The organism is Pantoea sp. LS15 (assembly GCF_012241585.1).
Lineage (GTDB): Bacteria > Pseudomonadota > Gammaproteobacteria > Enterobacterales > Enterobacteriaceae > Enterobacter.
The window spans coordinates 224,921-245,407 of record NZ_JAAVXA010000004.1 but is presented as its reverse complement, the minus strand read 5'-3'; the positions used below and the strand labels follow the sequence as shown (position 1 = coordinate 245,407).

The 20,487-nt window shown below is 58.2% G+C and carries 23 protein-coding genes and 1 riboswitch; of the genes, 14 read left to right on the top strand and 9 right to left on the bottom strand.

The genetic code is table 11. From position 1 onward, the window contains the following. Positions 1 to 69 precede the first annotated feature (69 nt). Positions 70 to 570 carry a 2-oxo-4-hydroxy-4-carboxy-5-ureidoimidazoline decarboxylase gene (gene uraD / locus HED65_RS08960; protein WP_114978295.1) on the top strand — a complete coding sequence of 167 codons (501 nt, stop codon included), beginning with the start codon at positions 70 to 72 and terminating at the stop codon, positions 568 to 570. Beyond that, the gene (gene uraH / locus HED65_RS08955; RefSeq protein WP_114978294.1) at positions 567 to 890 is read left to right on the top strand and encodes a hydroxyisourate hydrolase; all 324 of its coding nucleotides are present in this window, start codon (positions 567 to 569) and stop codon (positions 888 to 890) included. Before uraD ends, uraH begins: the two co-directional genes overlap by 4 nt. Here the strand turns inward: uraH and guaD are convergent. Both guaD and HED65_RS08945 read right to left on the bottom strand, forming a co-directional pair. Continuing rightward, the gene (guaD, locus tag HED65_RS08950; RefSeq protein WP_114978293.1) at positions 870 to 2,186 is read right to left on the bottom strand and encodes a guanine deaminase; all 1,317 of its coding nucleotides are present in this window, start codon (positions 2,184 to 2,186) and stop codon (positions 870 to 872) included. The two genes, uraH and guaD, sit on opposite strands and share 21 nt — an antisense overlap. A 102-nt stretch (positions 2,187 to 2,288) precedes the next feature. Beyond that, complete coding sequence (locus tag HED65_RS08945) at positions 2,289 to 3,785, bottom strand: NCS1 family nucleobase:cation symporter-1 (RefSeq protein ID WP_114978292.1); 1,497 nt, start codon at positions 3,783 to 3,785, stop codon at positions 2,289 to 2,291. Positions 3,786 to 3,929: 144 nt separating this feature from the next. Between HED65_RS08945 and HED65_RS08940 the strand changes: the two genes are divergently transcribed. Genes HED65_RS08940 through puuE form a run of 3 tightly spaced genes read left to right on the top strand, consistent with a single transcriptional unit; the run spans position 3,930 to position 6,336 of the window. Beyond that, the gene (locus tag HED65_RS08940; protein ID WP_049008408.1) at positions 3,930 to 4,646 is read left to right on the top strand and encodes a GntR family transcriptional regulator; all 717 of its coding nucleotides are present in this window, start codon (positions 3,930 to 3,932) and stop codon (positions 4,644 to 4,646) included. Continuing rightward, the gene (gene hpxA / locus HED65_RS08935) at positions 4,646 to 5,386 is read left to right on the top strand and encodes an allantoin racemase (RefSeq protein ID WP_114978291.1); all 741 of its coding nucleotides are present in this window, start codon (positions 4,646 to 4,648) and stop codon (positions 5,384 to 5,386) included. The genes HED65_RS08940 and hpxA overlap by 1 nt, the downstream gene beginning before the upstream one ends. 17 nt (positions 5,387 to 5,403) lie before the next feature. After that, a complete protein-coding gene (puuE, locus tag HED65_RS08930; protein ID WP_114978290.1) occupies positions 5,404 to 6,336 on the top strand; it encodes an allantoinase PuuE in 933 nt (310 codons plus the stop codon). Between the two features lie 25 nt (positions 6,337 to 6,361). On the opposite strand, the gene hpxZ is transcribed toward puuE, so the two are convergent. Genes hpxZ through hpxW form a run of 4 tightly spaced genes read right to left on the bottom strand, consistent with a single transcriptional unit; the run spans position 6,362 to position 9,945 of the window. Then, positions 6,362 to 6,772, bottom strand: coding sequence for an oxalurate catabolism protein HpxZ (gene hpxZ, locus HED65_RS08925; protein ID WP_114978289.1), 411 nt, complete (start codon positions 6,770 to 6,772; stop codon positions 6,362 to 6,364). Next, the gene (locus HED65_RS08920; RefSeq protein WP_114978288.1) at positions 6,769 to 8,166 is read right to left on the bottom strand and encodes an AtzE family amidohydrolase; all 1,398 of its coding nucleotides are present in this window, start codon (positions 8,164 to 8,166) and stop codon (positions 6,769 to 6,771) included. The genes hpxZ and HED65_RS08920 overlap by 4 nt, the downstream gene beginning before the upstream one ends. Then, positions 8,163 to 8,351: an oxalurate catabolism protein HpxX gene (gene hpxX, locus HED65_RS08915; RefSeq protein ID WP_114978287.1), complete on the bottom strand. Its 189-nt coding sequence runs from the start codon at positions 8,349 to 8,351 to the stop codon at positions 8,163 to 8,165. Before hpxX ends, HED65_RS08920 begins: the two co-directional genes overlap by 4 nt. A gap of 10 nt (positions 8,352 to 8,361) precedes the next feature. Continuing rightward, on the bottom strand, positions 8,362 to 9,945 hold the full coding sequence (hpxW, locus tag HED65_RS08910; protein WP_114978286.1) for an oxamate amidohydrolase: 1,584 nt from the start codon (positions 9,943 to 9,945) through the stop codon (positions 8,362 to 8,364). 142 nt (positions 9,946 to 10,087) lie between these two features. On the opposite strand from hpxW, the gene hpxU reads away from it, so the two are divergent. From hpxU to hpxK, 7 genes are all read left to right on the top strand, one after another. Beyond that, entirely contained in the window at positions 10,088 to 10,927 is an 840-nt protein-coding gene (gene hpxU, locus HED65_RS08905; protein ID WP_114978285.1) for a MurR/RpiR family transcriptional regulator HpxU, read from the top strand. 191 nt (positions 10,928 to 11,118) lie between these two features. Further along, positions 11,119 to 11,901, top strand: coding sequence for a transporter substrate-binding domain-containing protein (locus HED65_RS08900; protein WP_028019137.1), 783 nt, complete (start codon positions 11,119 to 11,121; stop codon positions 11,899 to 11,901). Between the two features lie 4 nt (positions 11,902 to 11,905). After that, a complete protein-coding gene (locus tag HED65_RS08895; RefSeq protein WP_114978378.1) occupies positions 11,906 to 12,571 on the top strand; it encodes an amino acid ABC transporter permease in 666 nt (221 codons plus the stop codon). After that, positions 12,568 to 13,227, top strand: coding sequence for an amino acid ABC transporter permease (locus HED65_RS08890; RefSeq protein ID WP_114978284.1), 660 nt, complete (start codon positions 12,568 to 12,570; stop codon positions 13,225 to 13,227). Before HED65_RS08895 ends, HED65_RS08890 begins: the two co-directional genes overlap by 4 nt. After that, positions 13,208 to 13,945 (top strand): amino acid ABC transporter ATP-binding protein, encoded by a 738-nt coding sequence (locus HED65_RS08885; protein WP_010429436.1) that lies wholly within the window; start codon positions 13,208 to 13,210, stop codon positions 13,943 to 13,945. Before HED65_RS08890 ends, HED65_RS08885 begins: the two co-directional genes overlap by 20 nt. A 14-nt stretch (positions 13,946 to 13,959) precedes the next feature. After that, positions 13,960 to 15,201, top strand: coding sequence for a pyridoxal-phosphate-dependent aminotransferase family protein (locus HED65_RS08880; RefSeq protein WP_114978283.1), 1,242 nt, complete (start codon positions 13,960 to 13,962; stop codon positions 15,199 to 15,201). Next, a complete protein-coding gene (gene hpxK, locus HED65_RS08875) occupies positions 15,198 to 16,427 on the top strand; it encodes an allantoate amidohydrolase (protein ID WP_114978282.1) in 1,230 nt (409 codons plus the stop codon). Before HED65_RS08880 ends, hpxK begins: the two co-directional genes overlap by 4 nt. 83 nt (positions 16,428 to 16,510) lie before the next feature. Here hpxK and HED65_RS08870 read toward each other — a convergent pair whose 3' ends face one another. After that, the gene (locus HED65_RS08870; protein WP_114978281.1) at positions 16,511 to 17,512 is read right to left on the bottom strand and encodes a magnesium transporter; all 1,002 of its coding nucleotides are present in this window, start codon (positions 17,510 to 17,512) and stop codon (positions 16,511 to 16,513) included. A gap of 60 nt (positions 17,513 to 17,572) precedes the next feature. Continuing rightward, positions 17,573 to 17,742, bottom strand: a riboswitch (M-box (ykoK) riboswitch). A gap of 159 nt (positions 17,743 to 17,901) precedes the next feature. Here HED65_RS08870 and HED65_RS08865 point away from each other — a divergent pair. Continuing rightward, positions 17,902 to 18,405, top strand: a complete 504-nt coding sequence (locus HED65_RS08865) for a DedA family protein (protein ID WP_114978280.1) — start codon at positions 17,902 to 17,904, stop codon at positions 18,403 to 18,405. Between the two features lies 1 nt (position 18,406). Here the strand turns inward: HED65_RS08865 and HED65_RS08860 are convergent, their stop codons facing one another. Further along, positions 18,407 to 19,156, bottom strand: coding sequence for an SDR family oxidoreductase (locus HED65_RS08860; protein WP_114978279.1), 750 nt, complete (start codon positions 19,154 to 19,156; stop codon positions 18,407 to 18,409). Positions 19,157 to 19,256: 100 nt separating this feature from the next. Between HED65_RS08860 and HED65_RS08855 the strand changes: the two genes are divergently transcribed. Continuing rightward, positions 19,257 to 19,616 carry a winged helix-turn-helix transcriptional regulator gene (locus HED65_RS08855; protein ID WP_114978278.1) on the top strand — a complete coding sequence of 120 codons (360 nt, stop codon included), beginning with the start codon at positions 19,257 to 19,259 and terminating at the stop codon, positions 19,614 to 19,616. A 1-nt stretch (position 19,617) separates the two neighbouring features. On the opposite strand, the gene HED65_RS08850 is transcribed toward HED65_RS08855, so the two are convergent. Next, the gene (locus tag HED65_RS08850; RefSeq protein WP_114978277.1) at positions 19,618 to 20,412 is read right to left on the bottom strand and encodes an SDR family NAD(P)-dependent oxidoreductase; all 795 of its coding nucleotides are present in this window, start codon (positions 20,410 to 20,412) and stop codon (positions 19,618 to 19,620) included. Positions 20,413 to 20,487 lie beyond the last annotated feature (75 nt).

The window sequence follows — 20,487 nt, the reverse complement described above, 5'->3', positions numbered from 1 at the left end:
GGTGCGCTGGTGCGGTAAAAGTGGCGCGATTTGTGCAACAGCCAGAAGGATTGTGATAAAGGAGCCACTATGATCGCACTGCACGACTTTAATCATCTTCCTGACGCAGATGCGCTTGCGCTGTTACACCCCTGCGTAGCCATTCCTGGCTGGGCCGACGCGTTGGTTCGCGGGCGGCCTTACCCGAGCCGGGGGGCATTGTTCAACGCGGCCACGGCACAGGCGCAAACCTGGGATGAGACGGCGCTAGCGCAAGCCCTGAGCGCGCATCCGCGCATTGGAGAAAAACCTACAGGTTCACAGGTCGAGGCGGCGCTATCCCGTCAGGAGCAGGGAGCGGTAAATGACCGCGACGCAGCCCTTGCGCAGGCCTTGCGCGAAGGTAATGCCCGTTATGAAGCCCTTTTCGGACGCGTATTTCTGATCCGCGCTAAAGGCCGCAGCGGAGAGGAGATTTTACAGGCGCTGCATGTGCGGCTGGAGAACAGTGAGGCGCAGGAAGTGCAGGTCGCGCTGGAACAGTTGCGGGAAATTACGCTGCTACGACTGGAAGGAGTCATAAACGAATGAGCACCTTAAGTACGCATATTCTGGATATTTCGACGGGAAAACCGGCACAGGGGGTGACGGTTCATCTGCAACAGGAAGGAAAAACGCTGGCTACGGACGTGACCAACGCGCAGGGGCGCATTACGACGTTCGTTCCCTTTCTGCCCGCAGGCCGTTATCGGCTGGTGGCGGAGATCGGTGAATGGTTTCGCGAAACTGGCCGAGACACCCTCTATCCCTGCGCGCAAATTGATTTTGTAACGGGAGGAACGGCAGAGGAGCACTTCCATCTGCCGTTTGTGATTGCACCTGGTGGGTGGTCAACCTACAGGGGCAGTTGACCAGACCTGCTCGCCGTTGACCCAGGTCTCGCTGATATTGCGCTCGTCGCCCAGAGTCATCAGTACGAAAAGCTGCTCGTAGATATCTTTGCAGCGACGATTGCGCAGGTGTTGTAGCGGTGTCACGTCAGGGTCAATCACGATGAAATCGGCTTCTTTACCCGGTGTGAAGTTACCAATCTTGTCGTCCAGCCTGAGCGCGTGCGCGCCACCCAGCGTGGCGTGATAAAACGCTTCACTGGCGCGCAGGCGGTAGCTCTGTAATTGACCCACTTTATAGGCTTCCCCCAGGGTACGTAGCATGCTGAAGGTCGTGCCCGCGCCGACGTCAGTGCCGATGCCCATGCGCACCTTGTGCTGCCAGCAGGTGGGCAAACGAAACAGCCCGCTACCGAGAAACAGATTGGAGGTGGGGCAAAATGCGACAGCAGAGCCGGTATCATGCAGGCAGCGCCATTCGCTCTCATGCAGATGGATCCCGTGAGCGAACACGCTGCGCTCGCCGGTCAGACCGTAGTGGTGATACACATCCAGATAACGTTCGTGCTCTGGCCAGAGATCGCCCACCCAGGCCACTTCATTCGGGTTTTCGCTCAGATGGGTCTGCATCCAGGTATCCGGAAACTCCTCTCTGAGTAAACTCACCGCCGCGAGCAGCTCGGGTGAAGACGTCGGTGCAAAACGCGGGGTAATGGCATACCCCAACCGTCCCCGGTGGTGCCAGCGCTGGATCAGCTCGCGCGTCTGCCGGTAGCTCTGTTTCGCGTCTTCGCTGAGATAGTCCGGCGTGTGCCTGTCCATCATCACCTTACCGGCGATAAGGCGCATGTTGAGGCGCAGGGCTTCGGTAAACAGCGCCTCGACCGATTCGGGATGCAGCGTACAAAACACCAGCGCGGTAGTGGTGCCATGGCTTACCAGTTGGCTAATGAAAAATTCGGCAATCTCTTTTGCATACACCTCATCGGAAAACTGGCTCTCCACCGGGAACGTATAGGTGGTCAGCCACTCCAGTAGCTGCTCGCCAAACGCACCGATCATCTCGGTTTGCGGATAATGGACGTGGGTATCGACAAAACCGGGCATCAGCAGTTTGCCGCGCAGGTCGGTGTAGCCTTTGCGAGGATCAAGATACTGCTCGCCATCCTGCCATGCCATTTGCGCCTGAATTTTACCGTTCTGTATGAACAGCAGTCCGTCCTCAAGATAGCGTGCGTGTTGGGCGATAGCGTCTGCACTGTCGCAGACCTGGGCAATATCAAAAAATGCACCGCGGATCGCTGTCTGGTATTCCATGATGGTTCCTGCCTTTATGTTTGCGTAGCGGAGTCATGAGAATGAGCAAAAAGGGTGCCAGCTTGAGGAAGGCCGCAGGAAAACTGCGGCCAGAAGGAAGGGTTACTCTTTTTGCGTCGCCACGCGGGAGTTAAATTGCGGGGCAGCAGCTACTTCGCGCTCTTCTCGCGCCAGCCAGCGGTAGGTCACGCCGCCGAGGAAGACGCCGATGAACCAGCTAAAGTTCGCCACTTCGTGCAGGGCCGGGATGAAGCTTATCACCAGCCCTATGCCAACGGACGGAATCAGCGCAGCGATGGCTTTCGGGTTAAAGCCGTTGCGATACCAGTATTTGCCTTTTGGCGTGTCGTCGAACAGATCGTCCACAGAGACTTTCCCGCGCTTAATCAGGTAGAAGTCCGCAATCAGAATACCGAACAGCGGGCCGATAAACGCCCCGAGCACGTCCAGGGTGTAGTGGATAAGCTCCGGAGAGTTGAACAGGTTCCACGGGGTGAGCAGGATCGAGCCAACGGCGGCAATCATCCCTCCGGTGCGGAAGCTGATTTTCTGCGGCGAGCAGTTAGAGAAATCAAACGCCGGGGAGACAAAGTTCGCCACGATGTTGATCCCGATGGTGGCGGTGATCATCGTCAGCAGACCGATGGCCACGGCCAGATCGTTGCCCACGCGGCTGACGGTTTCGATTGGGTCGGTGATCATGCGGCCAAACAGTGACTGGGTACCGGAGACAATCACCACGGTAACGATGGAGAACAGCAGGAAGTTAAACGGCAGGCCCCAGCGGTTTCCACGGCGAATTTCACCCATGCTTTTACCGTAACGCGAGAAATCACCAAAGTTGAGTAACGGGCCGGAGAAGTAAGAGACCACCAGCGCGGTCGCTGTGATCATCTGCCAGGTCTGCTCACCCGCGCTCAGGGATTTGCTGGCAAGGGTAAAGGAGATCCCGTCGAACCCGGTATTGTATACAATCCAGCCTGCCAGCGCCAGCATCACCGCGTACACCGCCGGACCGGCGATATCAATAAAGCGCTTGATGGCGCTCATGCCGTGCCAGAAGACCATCGCCTGCAATACCCACATGATGGCAAAGCAGATCCAGCCCAGGTGCGACAACCCGAGGAACGCGCCGGTGGTGAGCGAAGAGAGCGATGGCCAGAACTTCAGCGCCACCAGCATCAGGGCGTTGGCAGCCAGATAGGTTTGAATGCCGTACCACGCGAAGGCGATAAGTCCGCGGATCACCGCCGGAATGTTCGCCCCGAAGACACCAAATGCCTGACGGCTGATCACCGCATAGGGCACACCCGCCATCTGGCTCGGTTTGGCCACCAGGTTGGCGCACAACTGTACAATGCAAATCCCCACCAGCAGGCAGAGCAACACCTGCCAGCTTGCCAGCCCGAGCGTAAAGAAGCTCGCGGCGACAACATAACCCCCCATGCTGTGAACGTCCGACATCCAGAAAGAAAAGATGTTGTACCAGCTCCAGTTCTGGTCACGCGTCGGTGCCAGATCCTCATTGCAAAGCCGTGGGCTGTAAACCGCACCGGAATCAGCGGCCGTACCTTGCTGCGTATTTTGTCTGTTTGGCATGAAACCTGCTCCTGTGAATGAAAACCCGTTAAGTGGGAGTGCAACGGGTGTTGCAGGATTCAGGCCAAAATAATAAATCTTGTATGCAATATTTTATTTTTATGTATACGATTCGATATCGGAAAGTAAAAAGTGGAGTGGGTAATGAACAACGTAAACAGTCTGCACGCCGCGCCAGACCTGCAAGACAAAGACGAATCCATCTTTCAGGCGTTGATGACTGCGATTGTCGAACATCAGTTGCTGCCGGGGAGTAAGTTGCCGGAAGAAGCGCTGGCCGAGGTCTTCGGCGTGAGCCGCACGGGCATCCGCAAGGTGCTGCAACGACTCGCGGCTGTGCAAATGGTCACGTTAACGCCCAAACGTGGTGCACATGTCGCCAGCCCGACTGTAGAAGAGGCGCAACACATCTTTCGCACACGTGCTCTGCTGGAGGTCGCCAACCTGCCGGATGTGCTGGCCCACTGCCAGCCGCCACATCTGGCAGCACTGGAAGCCATTATTCGTCAGGAACAGCAGGCGCACGAGGCGTACGACGGACCAGCGGCCATCCGCCATTCCGCCAATTTTCACATTCAGCTACAGGCCATCTCCGGCAACCAGGTGCTGACGGAGATGGTGACCAGCCTGAGCCAGCGCTCCTCGCTGGTGATTGCCACCTGGGGAGCACCGTGGCGTCAGGGTTGCCGCTGCAACGATCACGAACAGCTTGTGGAGTTGCTGCGTCAGAAAGCGCTCCAGCCGCTAAGCGATGCCCTGATGCACCATTTTGAACATATCGTCGCCAGCCTCTGTTTCGAGCGGGCGGGCGAGTGCCTGCCTGATTTTGCCCGGCTGTTTGCCGGCCACAAGGAGTCGTAATGTCTGTCTGTATACAAGTGATCAACCCCAATACCAGCCTCGCGATGACGGAAACCATCGGCGCGGCGGCCCGGGCGGTGGCTTCGCCGGGTACGGAGATCCTCGCGGTCTGTCCAACTGCTGGCGTGCCGTCGATAGAAGGCCATTTTGATGAAGCCATTGCCGCCGTTGGTGTTCTTGAGCAGATCAAAAAAGGCCGAGAGCAGGGCGTATCGGGCCACGTGATTGCTTGTTTTGGCGATCCGGGTTTACTGGCGGCGCGCGAGCTGGCGCAGGGGCCGGTTGTTGGCATTGCCGAAGCCGCCATGCATATGGCCACGCTGGTGGCGACACGCTTTTCTATTGTCACCACGCTACCGCGCACGCTGATCATCGCCCGTCACCTGCTGCACCAGTATGGCTTTCAGGATCATTGTGCAGCCCTGCACGCCATCGATCTCCCGGTGCTGGCGCTGGAAGACGGTAGCGGTCTGGCGCAGGAAAAAGTGCGCACGCGTTGTATACAGGCACTGAAAGAAGATGGCTGCGGGGCCATTGTGCTGGGTTGCGGAGGTATGGCGACACTGGCGCAGGAGTTGACGCGCGAGTTGCGTGTGCCTGTCATCGACGGCGTCAGCGCGGCGGTGAAAATGGTGGAGTCGCTGGTGGCTCTGGGGTTGTCGACCAGTAAGCATGGGGACCTGGCGTTCCCGGAGAAAAAAGCGTTAAGCGGACAGTTTCAGGCACTGAATCCATTTTGAAGATGAGGGGAGACGTAATGGCGCTTTTTGAACAGGATTACCCGCGGGATCTGCGTGGCTACGCAGGTAACCCGCCGCACGCGCAGTGGCCGAATCAGGCGCGCATCGCCGTGCAGTTTGTGCTCAATTATGAAGAAGGGGCGGAAAACCACGTTCTGCACGGGGATGCCGGTTCAGAGCAATTCCTGTCGGATATCATCGGTGCTGCCAGCTACCCCGACAAACATATGTCCATGGACTCCCTCTACGAATACGGCAGCCGCGCCGGGTTCTGGCGGATCCACAATGAATTTCAAAAGCGTGGTCTGCCGTTGACGGTTTTTGGCGTGGCGATGGCGCTGGCGCGTCACCCGGATATTGTTGAGGCGATCAAAGCGGCGGATTACGACGTGGTTAGCCACGGCTGGCGCTGGATCCATTATCAGAATATGGACATCAGCCAGGAGCGCGAGCATCTGCAGAAAGCGGTGCATGTACTGACCGATCTGTTTGGCAAGCCACCGACCGGCTGGTACACCGGGCGCGACAGCCCTAACACGCGGCAGCTGGTGGTGGAGCACGGTGGCTTTGACTACGACAGCGACTACTATGGCGATGACTTACCCTTCTGGACGGAAGTGGCGTGCAGCGACGGCACCCGTAAACCACACCTGATTGTGCCGTACACGCTGGATGCTAACGACATGCGCTTCGCGACCGCGCAGGGGTTTAATACGGCCGAACAGTTTTATACCTATCTGAAGGACAGCTTTGATGTGCTGTATGAAGAGGGGGAAAACGCACCGAAGATGATGTCCATCGGCATGCACTGCCGCCTGTTGGGGCGTCCGGGGCGTTTTCGCGCGTTGCAGCGCTTTCTTGATTATGTGCAGCAGCATGAGCGGGTGTGGGTCTGTACCCGCCAGCAGATTGCCGACCACTGGCGGGAAGTGCATCCGATTCAGAAGTAATATGTCGTGTTTAGCCGGGTGGCGGTTACGCCTTATCCGGCCAGCTATCCGATGACATCACACTCACCTGTGCCGCCACGATCCGCCATCCACAGGCAAACCGCACCCACGTCTGCTGCTGGCGTCCAATGCGTTCTGTGCCCTCGCGGGTAAACTCGGTGCTGCACACGGCGTAATCTTCACCGAAGGTGGTGATCACCGTGTGACGCAACGTCCGCTGCAACCCGGCGGACGGACGTGCCGCACGAAAGGCGCGGATTTCCTCAATGCCATACAGGTTTTCACCCGCACCCAGCCGTACCGTATTTTTGTCATGCCAGAACAGCTCATCCAGCACCGCGATATTGTTGCTCACCAGCGCGTCTTCATAGCGGTAAAACGCGGCTGTCACCTCTGTAACCACCCACGGGAGGTTAATGTCATCGTGATTCATCATGCTGCACTCTCCGCCGGACGGGCATCGGTTATTCCACTCTCTTCCAGCACGCGCGCGACGCGCAGGCAGGCCTGCTCGTTAAACGGCGCGGCAATCAACTGCAGGCCAATCGGCGCACCCTGGGCGGTGCGTAGCGGAACGGTGGTGACGGGTAAACCCAGAAACGAAATCGGCTGCGTCAGCATCCCCATGCTGGCGCGAACGGGTAGCTGCTGACCGTTGATTTCCATGAATTGCTCGCCAATCAGCGTGGCACTGCGTGGTGTTGCCGGAGCGATAAGCACATCAGCCTGGGCGAATAAGGTTTTGAAGGCCTGCCGGGCGTGCGCGCGAAAACGCTGGGCCTGGATGTACCAGGCGGAGGGGATCATCGCCCCGGCCAGCAGCCGTTCACGCGAGTGTGGCTCGAATCGTTCAGGCTCGTGGCGAAGCGTGGGCAGGTACTGATTTCCCCCTTCGGAAGCGCTGATGAGAAACGCCGCGGAACGCGCCAGTTCGGCGTCCGGGAATTGCAGTTCATCCTGCACGTCGAGCGCTTTTGCCACCCGTGCTACGGCGTTGCGGGCGTCCGCGTCGCACCAGGTGGTGAAATAGCCGCCAAGCACGGCGCAGTGCAGACCATCAAGCCCGCGACCGAGCAAGGGGCGCGTCTGTTCACGCGAGCTTTCTGCCTGAAAACCGTCGCTGGTATCCCGCCCTTGCAGCGCGTCGTATACCGACGCCAGATCGCTCACGCGGCGGGCAAAGGGGCCGATATGGTCCAGACTTGCCACAAAAGGATGGCTACCGGAGCGCGATAAGCGGCCAAAAGTGGGCTTCAGGCCATATATCCCGCACAGGGAAGCCGGAACGCGAATGGAGCCGTTGGTGTCGCTTCCGAGCGAAAAGTGTACCAGACCGGCGGAAACGGCGGCGGCAGATCCGCCGGACGATCCCCCCGCAATGCGCGCCAGATCGTGCGGGTTATGCGTCGCGCCGTAGTGGCTGTTTTCAGTGGTAAAGCCGTAGGCGTAGGCATCCATATTGACCATCCCGGTCAGCAACCCGCCAGCACTGCGCAACTGACGCACCGCAAAGCTGTCGGCGGTAGCGGCAGGGCGCTGGCTGAACAGTTCCGCCCCAGCAAGCGTGGTGTGCCCGGCAACGTCAAACAGGTTTTTCACCGCGTAGGGCACGCCTGCCAGCGGTGGCAACGGGCGTTTTTCCCGGCGCAGGGTGTCAATATTTTCGGCCTCGGCCAGCATGCGTTCTTCCGTTACGGCGGTCCAGGCGTTGATCTGCGGGTTAACGCGGGCAATCGCCTCCAGCGTCTGGCGGGCAATCTCGCTCGCACTCAGCTCGCCCGCGCTTAGGGCCTGCTGGATCGCGCTGATACTCATTTCGTGTAGCGTCATGCTTTATACACTCCTGCAATCTCCAGACGGTCGTCGAGCGGTAACGCCATGAGTGGGGCGGCCATGGCGGCAATGCGGCTGAACTGCAATTGCAGCTCGGCGCGACGGGTGTCGTCCAGCGTCACGCCGAGCACGGTTTCCATTTGCGCCAGATACGCATGCCAGTCGGGTTGTTGTGTCGTCATTGTTTTCTCCTCAGAATCCGGCGGCCGCGCCGTTGCTGCGCGGGTCAAATGCGCCTTCGAACAGGCCGTTCGGGTGGCGGACAATCGCGCCCGCGTGCCCCATGGCTTCACTGAAGTCAGGGAATATTTCCACCTCATGACCCAGCGCCCGGAGCTGAGAGACCGTCTCAGCAGTAAAGCGGCCTTCCAGTTTTAACGTGTCCGAGGTTTGTCCCCAGGTGCGTCCCAACAGCCAGCGCGGGCGGGAGATGCTCTCCTGTAGCGGAATGCCCTGAACGACGTAGCGGGTAAAGAGCGTGGCCTGGGTTTGTGGTTGCCCGTCTCCGCCCATCGAACCGTAGACCATCACACGCCCGTCGTTCAGCCGTGCCGCCGCCGGGTTTAGGGTATGGAAGGGCTGTTTGCCGGGGGCAAGCGCCAGAAGATGATCCGGGTCGAGGCTGAAAGAGGCGCCCCGGTTCTGCCAGACGATGCCGGTATCGGGCAGCACCACGCCGCTGCCGAACTCGTGATAAATACTCTGGATAAACGACACGGCAAGCCCGCTGTTATCCATCACGCCCATCCACACCGTATCGCCGGGGCCTTTTCCGGTTCCCCACGGCGCGGCGCGATTGTCGTCAATGTGTCCGGCAAGCGTCTGAAGAGTTGCGGGTTCCAACAAGCTCTGGATATCGGTTTTCAGATCGCGCGGGTCGGTGATGTGGGTATCGCGCAGACCAAAGGCCAGCTTGGTGGCTTCAACGATGCGATGAATCGTCCCGGCATCGTCGGCTTCCGCCATCTTCAGATGGTCGGTAATGCCCAGGATCGCCAGTGAAACCAGCCCCTGCGTCGGTGGGGCGAGGTTAAAGACTTCCCCCAGTTGATGCTGCAAGCGCAGCGGCGTGGTGCGCCGGGCGACATGTGCGTTTAAATCGGCCAGCGTAACGGGCAAACCCAGTTTCGCCATTCCCTGCGCCAGGCACTTTGCCAGCGGACCGCGATAAAAACTGTCCAGACCGTCTTCCACCAGGCGTTTGAGCGTTGAGGCCATCGCGGGCTGGTAAAAACGGCTTCCGACTCGTGGCGGTTTCCCCTCCACCAGCCAGGTTTCCGCGAATCCGGGGATCTCTTTCAGTTCCTCGTATTTACTGGCTGTGGCGCTGGCCTGCGAGGCGGTGACCGGCGTGCCATTCTGCGCGTAATCAATGGCGTCAGCGAGCAGGCGGGACAGCGGTAACGCCTTGCCGGTCATCTCGCGCGAGACCTTAAGTGCCTCGTCCCAGCCGCTGACCGTACCGGCGACGGTCAGCGCCGCCTGAGGTCCGCGATGGGGAATATGCGTCAGCCCGTCGTAGGCGGCGAGTGTTGCCAGCGAACCCGCCGCGCCACTGGCGTCAATGGCGATCGGATCACCTTCCGGCGGCACGATAAGCCAGAAGCCATCACCACCCAGCCCGTTCATATGTGGGTAAACCACGGCAACGGTGGCCGCCGCTGCGACCATCGCTTCTATCGCGCTGCCACCTTCGCGCAGTACTGCCAGCGCGCTCTGGCTGGCAAGATGGTGGGGCGCAACGGCCATGCCGTGCGTGGAGACATTACTTTGCATGAAGCGTCCTCGTAACTCTGAAAGTCACAAGGTGCTGCAAAAGCTGTTCCAGTTCTGAAAGAAAAGTTTCAGTAAACTGGCACGTATAATGAAAGGTAGAATGAAAGGCAAAATGTGATGAAACAAAAGTTACAGAGGCGCTATGGAACAACTGGATGAACGTCTGAAAGCACAATACCCGTCACTGTCGCCGCAGGAGCAGCGGGTGGCGGATTTTATTTTCGATCACTTTGACGATCTGATCAGCTACAACAGCGCCGAGCTGGCACAGCTTAGCGGGGTGTCGAAAGCCACGGTGAGCCGTCTGTTTAAGCGTCTGGGCTATGAAAAGTATAAAGAGATGCGTGATGAGCTGCGCACGCTGCGCCAGAGCGGGATGCCGCTTACCGATAACCGTGACGCGGTGCAGGGTAATACGCTGCTGGCACGTCACTATAAACAGGAGATGGCGAACCTGACCCAGTGGGTCAATGCCCTCGACGCGCAGCAGTTTGCCGAGGCCATGGCCTGCATGGTGAAGGCGCGGCGCATTATCATTATTGGTATGCGTAACGCCTATCCGGCAGCCTTGCATCTCCGCCAGCAGTTGTTGCAGGCGCGCGGACAGGTGCTGGTGCTGCCGCAGCCCGGGCAGAGCCTGAGCGAAGAGCTGGTAGATTTAACCGCTGACGACCTGGTTATCATGATGGCTTTTCGCCGTCGCCCGCGCATTATCCGCCCGCTGATGCAGCAGCTTCAGCAAAGCGGAATCCCGGTGCTGCTGATGTGTGAGCCACAGGCCCACAGCCTGTTTCCGCTGGCGAGCTGGCATCTTTGCGCCCCACTGGACAGCGTTTCGGCCTATGACAGCTATTCCTCGGTCAACAGTCTGATCAACCTGCTGGCGAATGCCTTTCTGCATGAGATTCTCGATAAAGGCCGTCCGCGCATTCACGAGATTGCCTCCCTCTACCAGCAACTGGACGAACTCGAACAACGATAATGGGGCATCAGGCTGGTGCTTTGCATCTAAATGGTGCATCTGGCGGGTCGGGAAAACACGCGTTTTTTCGACCCACCTGCGTTTTATAAGGCTTTACAAGAATATTTCCCGCTTCGCTTGATCTGGCACATTAGTTGCAAAATCACATTCAAAGAATCTTTTGTTTCATGTTAACGTTACGGGGAAGCACCATGAAAAAACTGTTGATTGCACTGACCGGGGCCGTATGTCTCTTCACACAACTGCCCGCAAAGGCGGACCAGCTTCAGGATATTGAGAAACGCGGCACCATCCGCATCGCCGTTCCGCAGGACTTCCCGCCGTTTGGCTCGGTGGGGACCGATCTACAGCCGCAGGGGTATGACATCGACATGGCGCGTTATCTGGCTAAACAGATGAAGCTCAAGCTGCAACTGGTACCCGTGACCAGCGCCAACCGTGTGCCGTACCTGCAAACCGATAAGGTGGATCTGGTCATTTCAAGCCTCGGTAAAAACCCGGAGCGCGAGAAGGTGATCGATTTTAGCCGCGCCTACGCACCGTTCTTCCTCGGCGTGTTTGGCCCGAAAGGGGCAGAGCTGAAAGATGCCGCCGCACTGAGCGGAAAAACCATCGGCGTGACGCGCGGGGCGGTGGAGGACATGGTGCTGACCAGCCTGGCACCGAAAGACGCTGACGTGAAACGCTATGAAGACAACAACACCACGCTGTCTGCCTACCTTTCCGGCCAGGTGCAGTATGTGGCCACTGGCAACCTGGTGGTGGCGGCCATTTCCCGCCAGAACGCGGCTAAAGCCCCGGTACCGAGCTTTATGCTGAAGGACTCGCCGTGCTTTATTGGGCTGAAAAAGAATGAACCGGCGTTGAAAGCAAAAGTGGATGCGCTGATTGAGCAAGGCATTAAAGACGGCACGCTGAACGGCCTGTCTGAGCAATGGCTGAAAGCTCCGCTGCCGGCAAACCTTGGCGCCTGAGCCGATGACAGAGCAACTTCATTTCTCCGAACTCTGGCCACACTGGCCGGAGTTGCTGGCGGGGTTGTGGGTCACCATTCAATTGACCGTTATGGCAACTTTGGGCGGCCTGGCAATCGGTATTTTTGGGGCGGCCATTCGCAGCGGGCGGGCGACGTGGTTCAGCCGGATCTGGGGTGGTTACGTAGAGATTATTCGTAACACGCCGTTTGTGGTGCAGCTGTTTTTTATCGTTTTCGGCCTGCCTAATCTGGGGCTGAAAATGACCGCCGGGGAAGCGGCGTTACTGGCGATGGTGGTGAATCTGGGGGCGTACAGCACCGAGATTATCCGGGCAGGCATTCAGGTTACCCCAAAAGGGCAATGGGAAGCCGGGCGCGTGCTGGGGTTAACGCGTTTGCAGACCTTTATCCGGGTGGTGTTACCACCCTCGCTGCAACGTATTTATCCGGCGCTGGTGAGCCAGTGCATTATCGTGATGCTTGGTTCATCGGTGGTGTCGCAGGTCTCGTATGAAGAGCTGACGTTTGCCGCCAACCTGATCCAGTCCCGAACCTTTCTGAGCTTTGAGGTTTACCTGGTGACAACCGGAATTTACTTAGTGCTGTCGATTACCCTGCGCCAGCTGATGATGGCGGCAGGACGGAAATGGCTGGGGGTGCAGGCATGACGACCACCTTTACCGACTGGGACATTATTCGCAACCTGCTGCTCGCCGGGCGCTGGACGGTGCTGCTGTCGCTGGTCGCCTTCGTTGGCGGGGCGGTGGTGACGCTGCCGCTCCTGCTGCTCCGCCTCACGGGGGGACGCACGGTGAAACGCATCATCCGCGGCTATATTGAGCTGTTTCAGGGCACGCCGCTGCTGATGCAGCTGTTCCTGGCCTTTTTCGGCGTGGCGCTGTTTGGCATTGATGTGTCGCCGTGGACCGCCGCCTCGCTGGCGCTGACGTTCTACACCAGTGCCTTTTTACTCGATATCTGGTTTGGCAGCATTCGTGCCCTGCCAAAAGGACAGTGGGAAGCATCGCGCTGTCTCGGGCTGACGTTTGGCCAGACGTTGTTTCGCGTGGTCGCCCCGCAGGCGCTACGCATCGGCATCGCCCCGACGGTCGGTTTTGCCGTGCAGGTGATCAAAGGCACTGCGCTGGCGTCGATTATCGGCTTTATCGAGCTGACCAAGGCCGGGACGATGCTGACTAACGTCACGTACCAGCCGTTTAAGGTCTTTGCGCTGGTGGCGCTGGGCTACTTTATTCTGTGTTATCCGCTGTCCCGCTACAGCCGCTATCTGGAGACGAAATTCAATGCCTCTCATCACCATTAATCAGGTGCAGAAGTACTACGGCGAAAACCACGTGCTCAAGGGGGTCGATCTGGATATCGACATGGGCCAGGTCATTTCGATTATCGGGCGCAGCGGGTCGGGGAAAAGTACGTTGCTGCGCTGTATCAACGGTCTGGAAGGTTATCAGGACGGCAGCATCAAACTCGGCGGCATGACCATTACCGACCGGGATTCCCAGGCGCGTGAAATCAGCCGCTCGGTCGGGATGGTATTCCAGAGCTTCAACCTGTTCCCGCACATGACCGCGCTGGAAAACGTGATGCTCGCTCCGCGTCGGGTGCTGAAGAAAAGCGCCGCCGAATGTCGGGAGCTGGCGCAGCGCATGCTGGAGAAAGTCGGGTTGGGTGACCGTCTGGATTACTACCCGTCGAGCCTCTCCGGGGGCCAACAGCAGCGCGTGGCGATTGCCCGCGCCCTGGCGATGTCGCCTAAAGTTTTACTCTGTGACGAGATCACTTCCGCGCTTGACCCGGAGCTGGTGGGCGAAGTGCTCAAAGTGCTGGAGCAACTGGCAGCCGAAGGGATGACGCTGATCCTTGTCACGCATGAAATGAATTTTGCCCGCGAAGTGGGCGACCGCGTGGTGTTTATGCATCAGGGAAAAGTGTGGGAGCAGGGAGACAGCAAAACGCTGTTTGCCAACCCGCAGACCACAGAACTGAAGCAATTTATCTCCTCCGTACGCGGCCTCAACTAATTAAGGACACCAATATGGACATCGCACATTTTCCGCAAATCAATCCGCCGCAGCGTCTGCTGATGGGGCCGGGGCCGATCAACGCCGACCCGCGCGTGCTGCGCGCCATGTCGAGCCAGCTGATCGGCCAGTACGATCCGGCCATGACTCACTATATGAATGAGGTGATGGCGCTCTACCGTGGGGTGTTCCGTACCGAAAACCGCTGGACGATGCTGGTGGATGGCACTTCCCGCGCGGGGATTGAAGCGATTCTGGTGTCGGCCATTCGTCCGGGAGACAAAGTGCTGGTGCCGGTGTTTGGTCGCTTTGGCCATCTGCTGTGCGAAATTGCCCGTCGCTGTCGCGCCGAAGTGCATACCATCGAGGTACCGTGGGGCGAGGTGTTCACCCCGGATCAGGTTGAAGATGCCATCAAACGCGTGCGCCCGCGCCTGCTGCTGACCGTGCAGGGCGATACCTCCACCACCATGCTGCAACCGCTCGCGGAGCTGGGTGCCATCTGCCGCCGTTACGACGTGCTGTTTTACACCGATGCCACCGCATCGCTTGGTGGTAACGCGCTGGAGAGTGACGCCTGGGGGCTGGACGCGGTCTCGGCCGGGATGCAGAAGTGCCTCGGCGGTCCGTCAGGGACATCGCCCATAACCCTTAGCACGCGGATGGAAGAGGCCATCCGCCGTCGTAAATGCGTGGAAGAGGGCATCCGTACGGATGCCCACCGCGACGGCGATGAGGAGATGATCTACTCCAACTACTTCGATCTCGGTATGGTCATGGACTACTGGGGGCCAGAGCGTCTCAACCACCACACCGAAGCGACCACCGCGCTGTTTGGCGCCCGCGAATGTGCGCGGCTGATCCTGCAGGAAGGGCTGGATAACGGCATTGCCCGCCATAAGTTGCACGGCGATGCGCTACTGAAAGGTATTCAGGCGATGGGGCTGGAAACCTTCGGTGACCTGAAGCACAAGATGAACAACGTGCTGGGTGTGGTGATCCCTCAGGGCGTGAATGGCGATCAGGTGCGCAAGCTGATGCTGGAGGATTTCGGGATTGAAATCGGCACGTCGTTTGGTCCGCTGCACGGCAAGGTATGGCGCATTGGCACCATGGGCTACAACGCGCGTAAAGACTGCGTGATGACGACCCTGAGCGCGCTGGAGTCGGTACTCAACTACCTGAAATTTACCACCACGCAGGGTGCGGCGATGCAGGCCGCGTGGGATCACTACCGCAGTGAGACGCCAGAATGAGCCCGGCGGCAGAACGGGTGATGGCGCGTGCCGACGCGCTGGCCGCCATCAGCGAAAACCCGGATGCGCTGACACGGGTGTATCTCTCCACGCAGCATTTACAGGCCAACCAGCTTGTCGGGCAGTGGATGAGTCAGGCGGGGATGACCGTCTGGCAGGACAGCGTGGGTAATATTTGCGGACGTTACGAAGGCGAGCGAGAGGGCGCCCGGGCGGTGTTGCTGGGTTCGCACCTGGACACGGTGCGCAATGCCGGGCGCTACGACGGCATGCTGGGTGTGCTCACCGCAATCGAAGTGGTGGACAGTCTGCATCAGCAGGGTATTCGCCTGGCACAGGCCATCGAGATTGTCGGCTTTGGTGATGAAGAAGGCACCCGCTTTGGCATCACGCTATTAGGTAGCCGTGGTCTGACGGGAACCTGGCCGCAGGGCTGGCTGGAGACGAGTGATGCCGGTGGCATCAGCGTGGCGCAGGCGATGGTGCAGGCAGGACTCGATCCTTCACGCGTGGCACTGGCGGCACGCCATCAGGACGATTTCAGCGCCTGTCTGGAACTGCATATCGAACAGGGACCGTGTCTTGAGCAGGAAAGTCTGGCGTTGGGGGTGGTGGAAGCCATCAACGGTGCTCGCCGCCTGAACTGTCGCTTTACCGGTGAGGCCGGGCATGCCGGGACCGTACCCATGAATCATCGCAAAGACGCACTGGCGGCGGCCGCTGAATGGATGGTGCAGATTGAAAACACCACTCTGCAACACGGCGGCAATCTGGTCGCGACGGTCGGTGAGCTACGCTGTTTGCCCGGTGCGGTCAACGTGATCCCCGGTGAGGTTGCGCTTTCGCTGGATATTCGTGGCCCGCAGGACGCTCCGCTTGACGCGCTACTTACTGAACTGCTGGCACAGGCACAGACGATAGCGGCCCGGCGCGGGATGCATTTTGCTGCCGAAGAGTTTTACCGCATCGCCGCCACGCCATGCGATACGCGTTTGCAACGTCTACTGGGGCAGGCCGTTGAGTCGGTACAAGAACGATCGTTATCCCTGCCCAGCGGTGCCGGGCATGACACCATCGCTCTGGCGGAGCGATGGCCAGTCGGGATGCTGTTCGTGCGTTGCAAGGGGGGCATCAGCCACCATCCGGCGGAGTCGGTGATGGCTGAAGATGTCGCGCTGGCGATTGAGGCGTTTGGGCTGGCGGTGAGAACGCTTGGCGCGAACTGAGTTTTGCCTGGTGCGCTGCGCTTACCCGTCCTGCCATTCCCGTAGGCCCGTGCAAGCGTAGCGCCGCCGGGCAAGGAACTACGTTACTCCAGCCCCAGCGTATATTGCGCGATCTTGAAGTAGATAATCAGCCCGGTACCGTCGATCAGCGTGGCGATAAACGGCGCGGAGACGACGGCCGGATCAATGCCACAGCGCTTAAGCACCATCGGAATGACGGATGAGACAATCGCACTCCACAGCGTAATGCAGACCAGGGTCAAACTGACGATGAGCGTGATTTCCATCCCTATTCCCATCATCCAGGCGCGGATGCACCCGGCAAGACCCAGCGTGGCGGCAATCATCAGCGAGGTGCTCATCTCTTTACGCAGCACGCGGCCAACATCACGCAGATGCACTTCCCCCAGTGCCATGGCGCGCACCAGTGTGGAGGTGATCTGCGTTCCGCTGTTACCACCGGTACCAATCAGCAGCGGGATAAAGAACGCCAGCGCGATGGCGGATTCCAGAGCGTCTTCGAAATGTTGAATCACTGAACTGGTGTAGGCTTCTGCGACAAACAACAGCAGCAACCAGACGGAGCGTTTCTTCCACAGACTGAAGGCGCTGGTTTCCAGATAGGGTTTTTCCAGCGGCAACGTGGCCCCCTGCAACTGGGCATCTTCCGTAACGTCATCTTCCAGCAGATGTGCAATTTCGCGCTCGGTGAGGCAGCCAACCAGCTTTCCATGGGTGACCACAGGCACGACATCCGCACCACCGTGTGCCAGCAGGCCTGCGACATCGGCGCGTTCATCCTCCGGTTTGACCTGCAGAAACTGCGAAATCATCAGCGCCCTCACCGGTTGTACCGTATCGGTGGTCTGCAGTAATTTGCGCACCGCAATCATGCCCGCCAGGCGACCATTATCTTCAATAAAAATATGTGACGGGATATCATCATCTTTTAATTTCTCGAAGAATTGCTCGCGTGCCAGCGCCACGCATAATGAAATATCGAGGACAATAAAATCGGTATTCATATATTGCGCGATGGCGCTGTCATTGAATGCCAGGTTTTGGTTGTGAATAGCGTAAGACATAGTGAATTCCCTTTGAATAATAAAATCTCTCAGGGGCGAGCAAGACAGGGCATGTCGAAGAGGAGATCCCCACGTCCTGGTTTCAGCACTGTACACCGTATCCCGCGAGGGAAGTTATACTGACAAAGCCTTGATTCGACAGTGCCTGTTTTACCCTGTGCCGGTTCTCTCGAACCCACCAGAGCGATAACGTGTATTTGTACAGGAGCCTCGCCATAACGAGATCGTTGTAAAACGAAAGAAATAATACGCTTATTTTATTTTGCCGCTCAGAATTTTAAATAATGTTTAAGAATGGTTTAGGAGAATCTTATTAATGGAATGTTGAAGGTTTATTTAAGGTTGTTCATTTTAAATGGAGAGTGAAAAGAAAAATGGAGGAGGGGAAAATGACGTGGCTCGACAATCTGCTGAATCATTTTGCGCTTTATCCGGCACACCTTTTTGCGGTGTTGTTTATCATGGCACTGAGTAAATCGACGGTGCTGATCTCTTCCGTACTGCCGCCTGCCTCGGTGATGCTATTGGCGGGCATTACCTTCAGCCAGGCTAGCATGCATCCTGCGCTGGCATGGCTGGCCGTGGTAATAGGTGCAACGACGGGTTCGATCCTGAATTACCATATCGGGCAGTTGATGGGGAACACGCGGTGGGTGGCACGCTTCACCGCAAAACATGCCGACAAATTTTTACGGGTGCAACATCAGCTACAGAAAAACGGCGTGCTGGTGCTGTTCACTGCACGTTTTCTGGCGGTGCTGCGCTATATCGTGCCGCTGGCAGCGGGTATGCTCAGGCTTAACGTGGCGAAGGTATACGTCGTCAGTCTGTTCTCTGCGGCCGTATGGGCGGCGCTGTACGTCGGCATTGTTACCGGCATCAGCGCCTTTTGAATTACAGGTTTCCTGTTCCGCCGTCGACCAGCAGTTCCGTACCTACCGTGTAGCTCGATTCGTCGGAGGCCAGATAGAGCGCGGCTTTCGCCAGCTCTTTCGGCGTCCCCATTCTTCCCAGCGGTACCAGGTTTGCAATATCCCCCTGTAAGGCTTTCTGCGCTTCGTCGCTTAACCCCAGCTTATTGAGCGCCGGGGTTTCTACCGGACCCGGGCTTAAACCGTTGACGCGAATACCGCGCGACAGCAGCTCTGCTGATAGCGTGCGGGCCAGCGACAGTAACCCCGCCTTGCTTGCCGCATAAACGCTGCTGGCGGGCAGACCGATACGCGCGCTCACGGACCCACAGAGGATTACTGAGGAAGGATTATTGAGCAGCGGTAACAGGGCCTGAATCAAAAAAAACGGCCCTTTCAGGTTGATGCGCATCAGACGATCCCAGGCATCTTCCTGCCACTCTTCCAGCAGACCGTGCGTCACGTCTCCGGCGTTGATAAAGACGGCATCCAGCCGCGGCCAGCGGGAGGCGAGCATCTCCGTCAGCGCTTTTTGTGCGGCGATATCTCCCGCATCAGAGGGGATCACCCAAGCTTTGTCGCCCAGAATGCGTTGCGCTTCGGCAAGGGTTTCGGGATGACGTCCGGTGACGGCCACGTATGCCCCTTCGGCGATAAACTCCTGCGCGGTGGCAAGACCTATGCCGCTGGTCCCGCCGGTAATCAGCGTATATTTACCTGCTAAACGACCCATGTTCTTCTCCTGAAATGACTCTGGAGAAAGCACTATAGAAACGTTAGTATCGAAAAGAAACCAGGTACCGTTTGGATACTAATGAGGCAAGAGGTGTGCGATGGCGGAATTACTCGATGTTCCCGGCGAAAAAAAATCTGACGTTTATCTGTGTCCGATGACCCAGTTTGTGAACCTGATTTCGGGTAAATGGGCGCTCCCGATCCTCTATCGCCTGATTGTGTTGAATACACCGGTTCGCTTTGGCGATCTGTTGCGCGCCGCCGCTCCCATTACGCAAAAAGAGCTAACGAAACAATTGCGTTTGTTCGAGCAGCGCGGGCTGGTGTCGCGCACGATTTACCCGGAGATCCCGCCGCGTGTGGAGTATCAGATAACTGAACTGGGGTTAACCCTACAGGGCGCGCTCTCGCCGCTGGCCGCCTGGATGCGTGAATACGGCGACCAGCTCAAACGATAGACTACTGTTTGACATAGCGCGGTGCCGGAATACCGGTGCGCGCGCTGTTAAACAGCTCAAGACGTGCGACTTCGTAGCGATCCCACAGGCTGACATCATGCATCGGTGGAATGGTGATCAGTTCGCCCTGATCCAGACCCGCCAGTGAGGCATCAACCATATCGTCGGTCGTCATCACTGAGCCTTCCGGCAGATCGTTAACCGTCACACCAGAATGACTCCAGATCTCTGTAGCCGTGGCGGCAGGTAAAACAGCCTGAATACGCACATTGCTGTCGGCAAACTCTTCCTGTAGCCCGCGTGTAAAGCTAAGCACCCACGCCTTGGTGGCACTGTACAGCGCGCTACCCGCCCGCACATGCAGGGACAATACCGAGGCGATATTGATCAGCGTACCGCGATTGTTCTGCGCCAGACGCGGCAGGATCGCATACGTCAAACGCATCAATGCCGTGGTGTTAAGGGTATTAATCGCCTGATGCTGCGCCACATCGCCCGCGAGGAAGGGCGCCATCTGCGCCGTGCCCGCGTTGTTAATCAGCGTGTCGATAGCGGTATTGCTGCGTAGTTCCTCTTCCACGGCGCGGATCCCGGTTTCCTCGGTCAGATCGGCGACCAGAATGTCGACTGATACGCCATAGCGCTTACGAAGATCCGCGGCCAGCGTTTGCAGACGCGCTTCACGTCGGGCAACCAGCACCAGGTTGGCACCGCGCGCAGCAAGACGATCGGCATAAACAGCACCAATTCCGGAAGAGGCACCCGTAATCAGGGCGGTAGTGAGTTGCGTAGTCATCGTGTGTTACCTCTGAGCAAAGTGGGTTATTTGGTTTCAATATGAAACTGAATCCACTCTCTGCCATTTGGTTTT